The sequence below is a fragment of the Prevotella sp. genome, from assembly GCF_036570325.1.
Taxonomy (GTDB): Bacteria; Bacteroidota; Bacteroidia; order Bacteroidales; family Bacteroidaceae; genus Prevotella.
This window is the reverse complement of the sequence record NZ_DATCYK010000106.1, coordinates 1-12,391: the sequence shown is the minus strand read 5'-3', so window position 1 is coordinate 12,391 and position 12,391 is coordinate 1. Positions and strand designations below refer to the sequence as shown.

Annotated in this window: 9 protein-coding genes; 8 read left to right on the top strand and 1 reads right to left on the bottom strand. The window is 37.9% G+C overall.

Annotation, left to right across the window (positions count from 1 at the left end):
• The first annotated feature begins 89 nt into the window (after positions 1 to 89).
• The 8 genes from VIR50_RS10140 to VIR50_RS10105 all read left to right on the top strand — a co-directional run bounded on the left by VIR50_RS10140 (position 90) and on the right by VIR50_RS10105 (position 11,958).
• A complete protein-coding gene (locus tag VIR50_RS10140) occupies positions 90 to 941 on the top strand; it encodes a FecR family protein (RefSeq protein ID WP_331935023.1) in 852 nt (283 codons plus the stop codon).
• 312 nt (positions 942 to 1,253) lie between these two features.
• Positions 1,254 to 4,535 carry a SusC/RagA family TonB-linked outer membrane protein gene (locus VIR50_RS10135; RefSeq protein WP_331935012.1) on the top strand — a complete coding sequence of 1,094 codons (3,282 nt, stop codon included), beginning with the start codon at positions 1,254 to 1,256 and terminating at the stop codon, positions 4,533 to 4,535.
• Positions 4,536 to 4,558: 23 nt separating this feature from the next.
• On the top strand, positions 4,559 to 6,130 hold the full coding sequence (locus VIR50_RS10130) for a RagB/SusD family nutrient uptake outer membrane protein (protein ID WP_331935011.1): 1,572 nt from the start codon (positions 4,559 to 4,561) through the stop codon (positions 6,128 to 6,130).
• 53 nt (positions 6,131 to 6,183) lie between these two features.
• Positions 6,184 to 7,203 (top strand): glycoside hydrolase family 18, encoded by a 1,020-nt coding sequence (locus tag VIR50_RS10125; RefSeq protein ID WP_331935010.1) that lies wholly within the window; start codon positions 6,184 to 6,186, stop codon positions 7,201 to 7,203.
• A gap of 6 nt (positions 7,204 to 7,209) precedes the next feature.
• A complete protein-coding gene (locus tag VIR50_RS10120; protein ID WP_331935009.1) occupies positions 7,210 to 8,394 on the top strand; it encodes a DUF1735 and LamG domain-containing protein in 1,185 nt (394 codons plus the stop codon).
• 220 nt (positions 8,395 to 8,614) lie between these two features.
• Positions 8,615 to 9,166 (top strand): sigma-70 family RNA polymerase sigma factor, encoded by a 552-nt coding sequence (locus VIR50_RS10115; protein ID WP_331935008.1) that lies wholly within the window; start codon positions 8,615 to 8,617, stop codon positions 9,164 to 9,166.
• A 231-nt stretch (positions 9,167 to 9,397) separates the two neighbouring features.
• Positions 9,398 to 10,729, top strand: coding sequence for a pepsin/retropepsin-like aspartic protease family protein (locus tag VIR50_RS10110; RefSeq protein ID WP_331935007.1), 1,332 nt, complete (start codon positions 9,398 to 9,400; stop codon positions 10,727 to 10,729).
• Positions 10,730 to 10,746: 17 nt separating this feature from the next.
• Positions 10,747 to 11,958: a PDZ domain-containing protein gene (locus tag VIR50_RS10105; RefSeq protein ID WP_331935006.1), complete on the top strand. Its 1,212-nt coding sequence runs from the start codon at positions 10,747 to 10,749 to the stop codon at positions 11,956 to 11,958.
• Positions 11,959 to 12,000: 42 nt separating this feature from the next.
• On the opposite strand, the gene VIR50_RS10100 is transcribed toward VIR50_RS10105, so the two are convergent.
• A partial coding sequence (locus VIR50_RS10100; protein ID WP_331935005.1) for an integrase core domain-containing protein occupies positions 12,001 to 12,391 on the bottom strand: 391 nt, incomplete at its 5' end.

Genomic DNA, 12,391 nt, shown 5'->3' with positions numbered 1-12,391 from the left:
AATAAAAGACATTGGAAACAACAAAATTACATACAGACATTGATAAGCTAAAGCAGAAAGCTGAAACAATTTGTGAGGATATTCTCGAAATGGAACTAACTGATGTGTCGTCGGCTTACGCACGGTTTATTAAAAAGAGAACCGCTGAAAAGAGAAAGTATAGGGTTCAGTATATAATGAAGTATGCGGCAATGTTAGCTGTTCCTTTAATGATAACAACAGTAGTATTAAGTTATTTATATTTTGGAACGGCAGATAACGAACAACAGTTTGCAGAGGTTAAAGCGCTCAATGGTATGATTGTGAAATATGAGTTACCTGATCATTCCGTCGTGTGGCTTAATTCAGGAAGTTCTTTGCGTTATCCTACCAAATTTAAAGATAATGAAAGGGCGGTTGCATTGAATGGCGAAGCTTATTTCGAGGTACGAGCAAGTAAGGAAAAGCCATTCTATGTTAATACTCCTCAAGGATTGAGTGTTTATGTATATGGGACTCATTTCAATATTTCTGCATACGAAAATGGGGAAGATATAGAAACGTTGTTAGAAGAAGGGCGTCTGAAAGTACGTCTACCCCATAGTGCGTCTGAATTAGATTTGAATCCCGGGGAATATGTTTCTTATAACAAGTTGTCCCAGCAAGTTATCAAAACAAAGGTTGATATTGAAGAAAAATTGGCTTGGAAAGATGGAAAGCTCGTTTTCAGGAACACTCGTTTAGAGGATGTCTTTAAAACTTTGGAACGACATTTTAATGTTATTATTTCTTATCATAATCATACGGAGAAAGAATATAGATACCGAGCTACGTTCCGTGATGAGACACTTCCGCAGATTCTTGAGTATTTATCAAAATCAGCTACACTGAAATGGTCTATAGAAAAACTTGAGGATAATAAAAATAGTAGAACAAAGAAAGTGGTAGTTGACTTATATTAAAACAGATGATAGATAGATGTTTTGATAGTTATTCACTCAAGCAACTTACTTTAAAAATAGAACTTAGATGTTTAACCCTTAAAATAAATGCCCATGAAAATATTATTAGAATAATAAACAAATATTATAAGAGGAAGGAAAGAATGATATGTTCCTTGCCTTTGAGCAGCAGTAAATACAATATTCAATAATGGATATTGCCTAATGTAAGGATAAATAAGCCTAAACAAATTAACCCTACACCTTTATTGAGAACTCATCCTTTGATGAGGTCTTATATAAGAATATGTATCATAAAAAACAATTGTAACTATGAGGATAAGAAATATATTACTATCCATAGTATTCCTATTTACCACAGGTAATGTTTTTTCTCAAAGTGTAAAAGCTCCTATTATAGCAACTAACGTTACCATAGAACAAGTATTGAATCGAATAGAAAAAGCTTCCGATTATGTATTCTTGTTTAATGATGAAACATTGAATACAAAAAAGATTGTATCGGTAAATAATAAAAATGGAAATATAACGGAGATATTAGATCATATTTTCCGCAATACCAATATTGTATATGCTATTGTAGACAAGCAGATTATACTATCGGTTAAGAAAAATAATGCTAATAAAAAACGAACTTCTGCGCCTTTAAACCTAAAGGGTACAGTGAAAGACCTTCAAGGTGAGCCTTTGGTTGGTGTGAGTATTAAAGTGAAAGATAGCGCTTTGGGAACTATAACTGATATTGATGGTAATTTTTCAATAGATGTAGAAGAAGGTGCTATACTTGAGGCTTCATACATAGGATATGCCAGCAAGACGTTTAAAGTAGGTAGTAATCATGTGTTAGCATTGGTGTTAGAGGAAGATAAGCAAGTCTTAAATGAAGTTGTAGTCACCGCCCTCGGTATCAAGCGTGAGACTAAGGCGCTTACATATAATGTTCAAGAGCTAAAGGGCAAAGAAGTAACCAAGGTTAAAGATGCAAATTTTGTAAATAGTTTGGCCGGAAAGATTGCAGGTGTTACTATTAACCAAAGCTCATCGGGTGTTGGCGGTTCTTCTCGTGTAGTGATGCGTGGTACAAAATCATTGTTTGGTGAAAACAATGCACTTTATGTATTGGACGGAATTCCTATGCAAGGGTTACGCACCAAACAATCTGATAATTTCTACGAGGCAGTAGAAGTGGCTGATGGTGATGGAATATCGAACATCAATCCTGATGACATTGAAAGTATGTCCGTATTGACCGGCGCTTCGGCTGCGGCATTATATGGAAACAAGGGAGCCAATGGAGTTATTTTGATTACAACGAAGAAAGGGAATATTGGTAAACCGGCAATTTCTTTTTCACATAGTACAAGCTTTACAAGTCCATTTGTTACACCTCGTTTTCAAAATACATACGGGCGTAAAGAAGGAGAATTTGCGAGTTGGGGTGAGAAGTTGACTCGTCCTTCTTCATACAATCCACTTGATTTTTTCCAATCAGGATATAATGTCATGAACTCGGTAGCATTGTCTACGGGAAGTGAAGCGAACCAAACACATATTTCATTGGGTGCGGTAAATTCTGAAGGTATTATTCCTAACAATAAATATAATCGATACAATTTTACTTTCCGAAATTCTTGGGAGATAGTGAAAGATGTGTTAAGTATGGATATGGGATTATTCTATATTAATCAAAATAATCAGAATAGTATAGGGCAAGGAATGTATTTTAATCCATTAGTTCCTGTCTATTTGTTCCCTCCCAGTGATGATATTAATAGGTATATCGTATATGAAATGTATGATGGTTCGCGTAACTTCAAGACTCAGAATTGGCCTTATCATAATTTAGGGCTTGGTATACAGAATCCATATTGGATTATAAATCGTAACATGTTCAATACGAAACGTAATCGTAACATTATAAGTTTGTCCATGAAATGGAATATTACGGACTGGCTTAATATCATAGGGCGTGCCCGTATGGATAACGCATATATGGATTTTGAAAGGAAGTTATATGCTTCAACCGATGGATTATTTGCAAAGCCACAAGGAAATTGGATGACACAAGATGATAAGAATAGGTCTGTTTATCTTGATTTCCTACTGAATATAGACAAAAGACTTGGAGAAGATTTCCGACTATTATCAAATATAGGTGGTAGCTTCTATGATGAAAAATATAAATCACACACTTATGAAGGAAATTTAGTCCGTGTTCCAAACTTTTTCCATTCATCGAATATTTCACCTGCGGAAAGCATTACCAATTATGCCAATCTACATACGCAAACGCAGTCGTTCTATGGTAAAGTGGAACTAAACTATCGAAATTTTCTATTTGCCGATGTAACAGGGCGTGTAGATTATTTCTCCACATTAAAAGGAACAGATAAAGACTATGTGTTCTATCCTTCAGCAGGACTTTCCATTTTGTTGACTGAAGTTCTGCCTCTTCCAAAGAAAATTATTTCATTTTGGAAAATTCGTGGATCGTATGCACAAGTAGGTAATCCACCTACAGCATATCTACCTTATGCCACGGTAGCTTTGTCAAATGGCAACGCAACAAGTTCAACATTCACTCCTGCTACTCATTTGAAACCAGAAATGACCAAGGCTTTTGAAATAGGAACAGACATACGATTATTTAATAATAAAGTAAACATAGCTGCTACTTATTATAATTCAAATACATATAATCAGCTGTTCAGGTATGATTTGCCGCCAAGCACTGGATATGCGTATGCGTTTGAAAACGCAGGTAAGGTAAACAACTGGGGTATAGAATTGTCTGTTGGTTTCAACCAAAAGTTAGGCCCTGTAGACTGGAATGTAAATATAATTTATTCACTTAACAAAAATGAGATTAAGGAATTACTCCCTGAATATGTTACAGATCGTAAGACAAATACAACGGTCAAAGCTCCAACAGAGTTCCAAGTGTCGGGTGCCGAATCATATAAGATGATTTTAAAGAAAGGGAGAAGTATGTCGGATATCTATGCAAGTAAACTAAAACAAGACCTTCATGGAAACATATTGTCAAATGGAGGTGTGGCTAAAGATGATAACGCATTTGTCAAGGTAGGTTCTGCTGCTCCTAAATATAATTTAGGTGTTCGTAACAACTTTGCGTGGAAAGGTTTAGAACTCGATTTTTTGGTTGACGCCCGTGTAGGGGGAGTTGTTGTTTCAGCCACTCAAGCGTTGATGGATCAGTTTGGTGTGTCGCAGCAAACTGCAGATGCACGTGATAATAAGGGTGTGCCTGTTAACTATGGTTATCTCAATCCTGAACAGTATTATGGCGTTGTTGCCGGAGGTAAGACCGGTTTGTTGGCTCATTATGCGTATAGTGCGACGAACGTACGTTTACGTGAACTCTCCCTTTCATACGAATTACCTGCTGTTTGGTTTGGAAACAAACTTAATCTTGCTGTTTCTTTGACCGGGCATAATCTATTCATGTTTTATAACACAGCGCCTTTCGATCCTGAGTTAACAGCTAATACAGGAACGTACTATCAAGGTTTTGACTATTTCATGCCGCCAAGTCAACGTAGTTTTGGTTTTGGATTAAAAGTTAAATTCTAATCAATTCAAAAATGAAGAATACAATGGAAAAGAAATTATCAGCAATATTATATGCTTCAATGGGACTTATGATAACATTGTTATCCCTACAAAGTTGTATGTCTGATGATATTAATATCGATCCTGATAAAATATTGGAAACAGAACTTAACAAGGATAACCTATGGGGTACATATCTGACAACGATGCAACGCTCGGTAGTTCCGGAAGATCAAAACGATTATCAGTTAACCGAAGACTTAGTTGGTAATATGTATGCAGGCTATTATGCCGGAACTCAAAGTTGGGAAGGAGGTTATAATGGTACTACCTATTCATTCCCCAATGGGTGGATAAATCGTCCATTTAAGGTGGCATTTGTAGATTTTCTGTCTTCATGGAATATTCTCCGCCAAAAGACCGACTCTACAAGTATTCTATTTGCAGTAGGTGAAGTGGTAAAAGTGGCGGCTATGCATAAGACAACAGACATTTATGGTCCATTGCCTTATACTAAGTTTGGTTTGGCTACGCCGGTTCCTTATGATTCACAAGAAGATATTTATAAATCGTTTTTTAAAGAGCTGGATCATGCCATTGGTATTATGACTGCTTTTGATAAGCATAATAATGGAGGGAAACCATTAGAGAAATTTGACTTAATTTATAATAGTGATATTTCTAAGTGGATTCGCTTTGCAAATTCTCTCAAATTACGTTTGGCCATGCGTGTAAGAAGTGTATATCCTGAAGCGCAGAAGATAGCCGAATCTGCTGTAAATCATGAATATGGAGTTATTGAGGGTAATTCTGATAATCCGGTAATGCAGAGTAATGTTGCTTTGGGTTATACCTATTTTAATCCTTTCTATAATATTTATAGTGGAGAGGGATATAATGAAGATAGGATGGGAGCTACGATGGAATCTTACCTTGTAGGATTTAATGATCCTCGTTTGCCGGTATATTTTACCCAAGGAATTGATGGCAAATATCATGGATTGCGGAATGGCCATAAGAACGGACAAAGGTATCAAGGGTATCAATTACTGTCTAAACCTACCATCACTCGTGCCACTCCTTACCTTTGGATGACGGCAGCTGAAGTATGGTTGCTACGAGCGGAAGGAGCTCTGTTAAAATGGAAGATGAAAGGTGATGCAAAGGATTTGTACGAGAAAGGTATCAAGACTTCTCTTGAGCAGCATAACCTTGGACGGCAGGTTGATGGCTATCTTAAAAGCAAGAATACACCCGCAAAATATAGTGGGGTTGGAGGTAGTCCGTCCGCAGAAGCTCCATCAAACATTACTGTAGCATGGGATGAAAATGCAGCCCCAAAAGTTAAACTCGAGCAAATCATTACTCAGAAATGGATTGCGATGTACCCATTAGGGCAAGAGGCATGGAGTGAATTCAGAAGGACTGGCTTTCCAAAGATTTTTCCTGTAGTAGATAATCTTAGCAATGGAGCGGTCAGCACGGTTGAACAAGTTCGTAGACTACCTTTCCCTGAATCAGAATACTCGGGTAATAGAGCTGAGGTTGAAAAAGCCGTGCAAATGTTAGGTGGGCCTGATAATGGTGGAACTCGCTTGTGGTGGGATGTTAAATAGGCATGTGTATTTACTCATGATAAGAATAGAATCATTTAAAGATGAATCAAAATATGAATAAGAATTATATATATGTACTTATACTGTTAGGGCTATTCATGGTGAATGGGCTAATATCATGTAGTACGGAAATAGAAGCATTGGAAATTGTGAAGCCTGAAGAAAAATCGGAGCAGTATTATGCAGATCTTCGTGCTTATAAGCAGCGTAATGATCATGAAGTTTTTTTTGGATGGTTTGGTGGTTGGAATACCGATTCGCCTAACATGATAAACTTCCTAAGGAGTGTTCCTGATAGTGTAGACATAATTTCTATATGGAGTGGAACATACAATAAGGAAGATATAGATTTTGTTCAAAAAGTAAAAGGCACTCGTGTTACTTTTACAATTTTTGCTCATAAGATTCCAAAGGAGTTCATGGGAGGAGAAAAGCACGATCAGGTTACCAAGGAAGGGATAGAAGCCTATGCCGTTGCATTGGTTGACACGATGAAAAAATATGGCTATCAAGGTATTGACCTTGATTATGAGCCGGGATATGCTGACCCTGCCGGTGGTCCATTCACGGGTCCATTAGTTGGTCCTTCGTATGTATATCCTAACTACAAAGATAATATGGAAATTTTTGTAAAGAAGCTTGGTGAATTTATTGGGCCTAAATCGGGAACACAGAATTTGCTCATTATTGATGGTGTTCCATTTGATGTTAAACCGGAATTGGCAGAATATTTCAATTATGGCGTTGTACAATCATATAACTCGACCAGCTTCTATAACTTACAAGGACGTTTTGATAGTGCCGCAAAAAGAGGTTGGAAGCCAGAACAGTATATCTTTGCCGAGACATTTGAAGGTGATAGATATATCAATGGCGGTGTTTCTCATAAATTACGTGAAGGCGGAAGGGTGCCATCTCTCATCGGTATGGCTCATTTCCTGCCTGAATATGAAGGGAAAATAGCAACTCGTAAAGGAGGATGTGGTGCATATCACATGGAGAATGATTACTATTCTACGCCAAACTATCGCTTCATACGTGAGGCTATTCAAATTATGTCACAACATAAATAAAGAAAAATGAAAAATATATCTTTTAAATTGCTCGCATTGTCTTTACTATTTGTGTTGAGCCTATCGGCCTGTAAAGACAGACAAAAATATTATGAAGGAGTATATATTGTTGGCACCGAAGGCAAAGACGTAACGGCTACTCTTACGGTAGATGCCCTTCCGTCGGCTATAGGTATCAATGTTGCTTCATCTGATTTAGTAAATCAGGATGTGACAGTGAACATGGAGGTAAGAGATGACCTTGTAGAAGCATTCAATCAAGAGCATCATAAGAACTATTCCGTGTTGCCAAAAGGGGCATATAAAATCGACAATCAAACTCTCTGTATAGAAGAAGGTAAACACGTAACAACAGAAGCCTTGCGTGTCAGTATTATCAATAAAGATGATATGAAGATGGGAACCACCTATCTTTTGCCTATCAGTATTAAGGAGGTTTCTGATAAGGGCCTCTCTGTTATTGAGGGTTCAAGAACTATTTATGTTGTTGTTAACCAAATCATTGTTACACAAGCTGCCGATTTGGTTAGTACAGGAAGTTATTACATAGCTGATTTCAGTACTCCTTCTAAGTTCGATACCAAAGCATTGAAGCAAGTAACCTTTGAAGCACGCGTGCGCTTTAAGAAAATGATTCCTACCAGTCGTAAATGGTGTTTCTCTGTCATGGGACTTGAAGAAAATTTCTGTCTGCGTACCGCCGGCAGTGCATCTGATGGTTGGAAGTTACAGTTAGGGGATCCTAATCACGTTGATTCGCGTGACATTCTTCCTAATGATAAGTGGGTTCATTTAGCTTGTGTGTTCAATGGAGAGACAGGAAAGAAGTATATTTACATCAATGGTGAACTGCAAGGAGAAACTGCAGATAGTCGACCAACTATGGATTTGACACAGTTTTATGCGCAGCGTGGTTTTTATATCGGTCAATCTGCCAATGACGATCGCTATATGAACGGATATGTCAGTGAAGCTCGTGTATGGGCTACGGCACGTTCTGCTGCCGAGTTGAAGAATAACGTTTGTTGGGTAGATCCACTGTCAGAAGGATTGGTTGCGTATTGGAGATTCAATGAACTTTCTAAAGAAGGTGGAAAGATTGTAACCGACCTTACGGGGAATGGCTATAATGCTCGTTATGCAGGGTGGACTGAGCCTAAATTTGTTGAGGGAATAAGATGTCCTGAATAATTTGTAGGCCTTATGTTCACATGAAAATTCTGTTTAAATGAACATTTATATCCCTAAAAGGACGTGTGGGATAATTCAAGAGGGCCCGTCTGTGTTGCGGGCCCTCTTCTTTTAAAGCATATTATCTATTGATATTTGTGCAGAATAATAAGCGTAGCCGCAAGCTAACTTAGATAAATTATATAAATTTGTACCTTAATATATTTGCGAACCATTGAATATGAACTTTTCTATCCATCGAAATGAAAAGGAATTATACTTCAAAAAACTCTTTGAAGATTATTATGCTCCATTCTGTCTTTATGCCAAACGGTTTATTCTTGAGCGTGAAGAGAGGGAAGATATAGTCTCTGAAGTTTTTTTTAATGTTTGGAAAAAGATAGAAGCAAATAACTTTAATAAGGATTCTGGTATTGAATACATACGTTTAGCTGTACGCAATCAGTGTTTGAATCATATTAAACATCAAGAATATGTTATAGATTATACGGCGTGGATGCAACAGAAGTCTGTTATTTATGCAGCTTCACCTGATACGATCTATACCTTAGAAGAACTTTATTCTCTCTTATCTGACATTCTAAAAAAACTGCCTGAAGAGTATAGGACTGTTTTTGTTAATTGTTTCTTACATGAGCGAAAGCAGGCTGAAGTTGCGAAAGAAATGAATGTCAGCATTAAAACAATTAATCGGTATAAGAAGAAAATACAACAAATTTTACAAAAAGATTTAAAGGATTACATGCTTTTATTATTCTTGCTAACTGTTTGAATTTATGTAGTATAAATATTTTAGAGGCTATCTGATTCCAAAAAACATTTCATTGACCATATCTATACTCCGCTGTGGAGATATAGATATGGTTTTGTTATGTATATGATAATGGGGCTTTCTTATGTGACAAGCTGTAAAAGGATTTTAGAATGATTAACGGTAAAACGGTAGCCGAATAGGGAAGTTCCGTTATCTTTGCTACAATTAGGATCATTAATCATCAGGAGTATGGGCATTATAGATAATGTTAGGGTGTGGGCTGTATTCGTATTATTGTTACTATCTTTAAAGATGAGCGCCCAACATGCAGATAGTCTTGCGGCTGATTGTCTCAATCGGAGTGATTGGTTTCTGTTACAAGAAGTCTATCAGGCTGATAGTAGTAGAATGTCACCATTCATGCGACAGTTTTCCAAAGCTATGCTCAGTTATATTTTTGGTAGACCGGCTGAGGCAAATGAAGATATTAGAGCTCTCTTGAAGACCTATCAAGAGACGTTGGACTTTGGAAATATTTATTCACTTGTGCGAATGAGGAGTAAAAGTCTTAGTGCAATGCTTGATAATAGGCAGGCTTCGGAGACGTTGTCGGACTTCATAAGGCAGATAGAGGGTAAAGTGGATTCCTCGGTTGTGGCTCCTTTGGTGGAACAAAAGAGACATTATGACCTACTTTCTCCTTATCGGTTATTTCTCCATAAGAATCCCCAAAAGCATTATGAGATACCGTTTGTACTACGCCAAGTCGCTGATTCGGCGCAGTTTCTTCTGTCTTTAGAGGGTAGTCTTGGTGGGAAGAAGGCCGAGTTTCTGCTTGATACAGGTGCCGGGTATAATGTTGCTTCTCCCTTGGCTGCCAAAAAGTATGGCTTAAAAGTTTTGGAGGGGTCATTGAATGTTCGAGGCATGAGGAATGTAAAAGCCGGTATGGCGATTGCGGAAAGTCTTAAGATTGGAAGGCTTGAAATGCGTAATGTCCCTTTTATAGTGCTCGATAATGTGATGGGAAATGAGAAAGCTCGCAAGGATATGCAAAGTTCACGATTGATTATCGGCCAGCCTTTCTTGTCGTGTTTCCCTTCTTATTCCATTGATTTTTCCGGTAATGAAGTGATATTTAATAGTACTGTTGATTCTCTTTCTGACAGTCTGCAAAGTAATCTTTGTATTAATGATGGTGGAGCGTTGCTTGTTCGTGTCTCGGATGGGAAGTATTTTTATCCTTTCGCTCTTGATACGGGCTCGACTGCCAGTTCGTTAGGTCCTGACTACTATCGTAATCATCAAGCCGAGGTGTCACGTTTAGGAAAGTGGGACATTAAGGGTGAAGCGGGAGCCGGTGGTATTGCTTATAATAGTGTCTTTGTCATGCCCGAGGTATTATTGAGAGTTAGTAATAGGAATGTTTTGATGAAGCAGATTCCGGTAATAACAATGTCGTCTACTTCAAATATATTTGCGCAAGGCGCTGGACGTCTTGGTATTGATTTCTTCAGGATGTGGAAACGGGTAAATATCAATAACAAACGTATGATAATTACATTTTCTGCTTATCATTGATTTTAAAGTGTATAGCTATGAAGCGATTTGCGCTTATTATGGTAATGGTGTCAACAGTATTGTTGTCAGCCAATGCACAGTTAAGGAATAGTGGTGCAGGGATGGAGACAATGCCTTTTAAGTATTATGGTCATCTTTATTTCCCCGCCATATTTAATGATTCTATAAAAGGAAACATGGTCTTTGATACGGGGGCAGCCAATTATCTGTTGGTCGATTCTACTTATATGAAGCAAATCGGATGGAAAACCACAAAATTAGTAGCAGCAAAAATGAGTGGAGCGGCCGGAAGTTCTAAAACTTGGATAGATTGGTCGGAAGCGCGGGTAAAGACATCGGGCATGTCTTTAAAGTATCCTTATACCGTTCTTATTAATCTTCGAGATATTTTAGGATGTCATGCCGATGCGTTGTTAGGCATTCGTGACATGAAGGGAACTCCGTTTGAAATCAATTACCAACATCATTATCTTCGTAAATTATCATCCATTTCGGATAGTGTCAGGGGAGAGTATCAGAGAATCCCGATAAAGAATGACGGTGTAAGAATACTTGTCAAGGCAAGTATGGATATAGATACTATCCATGTAGAAGGGTGGTTTGTGCTGGATACCGGGTCAGGAGGTATGGTTGATTTTACAAAAGCGGCGACAGAGAAATATAATCTCATGTCTTTATCAAGGAAGAAAATGATTGGTAAGGGACTCCAAATGGGAGTTGGAAATCGAGGTATATCGACTTCTGTAGATATGTTGTCTGACCGTTTTGTCATAGGCAGTGATACGATTGGGAGCGCTTGTATCAGTTGTCATTCTGATGGGGAGGGGGCTTTTGGTGAGCGTCCGTGGATAGGAATCATAGGAAATGGTATCTGGGATCAGTATTCCATGATAGTAGATATGCCGCATAATACATTGTATCTTAAGCGTTATCGACCGTATGAAAATCAGGAAAAAATGTACGGTTTTTCCTTTAGCAACAGAACAGATATTGGTAACGGGTGGATTGTTCGCTATTTAATAGAAGGAAGTGAGGCTGCTAAGCAAGGATTAAAACTTGGCGATACCATTCTATCGGTTAATGGTAGGGCTGTAACCGATTATTCTTGGGACGAAGAAGAAAAAGTCACGAGCTTGTCGTCCCTTGATTTGAAAGTAAAAGATGTGGCCGGTCATCTGAAGCATATCCATATAACTCCATCTAATCTTTGGATTGGCGAGGGGAAATAATTTGTAATAGTCAAGACTTGTTCTGACAGTTTGTTTATTATCTTACAAAAAACTGTCCGATGACATTTGCGAAGTTACATACATTTTCTCACTCTCACAAGCGAATGACGTTTTATCAGCTTCCTTCGGTTTTATAGTTTCCTGATTTTTCAGTTGGTATTTCTTTGCGACTGTTATACCTTCTATAAAAGTCTGCATGGGCGTTTTCCCGCAACAGTACTTCCCGGAGTGGGTTCTTTCCGTGTTATAAGAGTTCATCCACGTGTCAAGGTCTGTTTGCAGTTGCTCAATGGTGGTATAGATTTTCTTTCTGAATGCGATGGCATAGAACTCGTTCTGCACGGTTCTGTTGAACCGTTCACAGATACCGTTTGTTTGTGGACTTTTTGCCTTGATTTTAGAGTGGTCTATATCCTCTACAGCCAAATACAGC

What these genes read in the sequence shown, in the direction of transcription:
- VIR50_RS10140 (WP_331935023.1), top strand. Translation starts at nt 90, where the DNA reads ATGGAACTAACTGATGTGTCGTCGGCTTACGCACGGTTTATTAAAAAG.
- VIR50_RS10135 (WP_331935012.1), top strand. Translation starts at nt 1,254, where the DNA reads ATGAGGATAAGAAATATATTACTATCCATAGTATTCCTATTTACCACA.
- VIR50_RS10130 (WP_331935011.1), top strand. Translation starts at nt 4,559, where the DNA reads ATGGAAAAGAAATTATCAGCAATATTATATGCTTCAATGGGACTTATG.
- VIR50_RS10125 (WP_331935010.1), top strand. Translation starts at nt 6,184, where the DNA reads ATGAATAAGAATTATATATATGTACTTATACTGTTAGGGCTATTCATG.
- VIR50_RS10120 (WP_331935009.1), top strand. Translation starts at nt 7,210, where the DNA reads ATGAAAAATATATCTTTTAAATTGCTCGCATTGTCTTTACTATTTGTG.
- VIR50_RS10115 (WP_331935008.1), top strand. Translation starts at nt 8,615, where the DNA reads ATGAACTTTTCTATCCATCGAAATGAAAAGGAATTATACTTCAAAAAA.
- VIR50_RS10110 (WP_331935007.1), top strand. Translation starts at nt 9,398, where the DNA reads ATGGGCATTATAGATAATGTTAGGGTGTGGGCTGTATTCGTATTATTG.
- VIR50_RS10105 (WP_331935006.1), top strand. Translation starts at nt 10,747, where the DNA reads ATGAAGCGATTTGCGCTTATTATGGTAATGGTGTCAACAGTATTGTTG.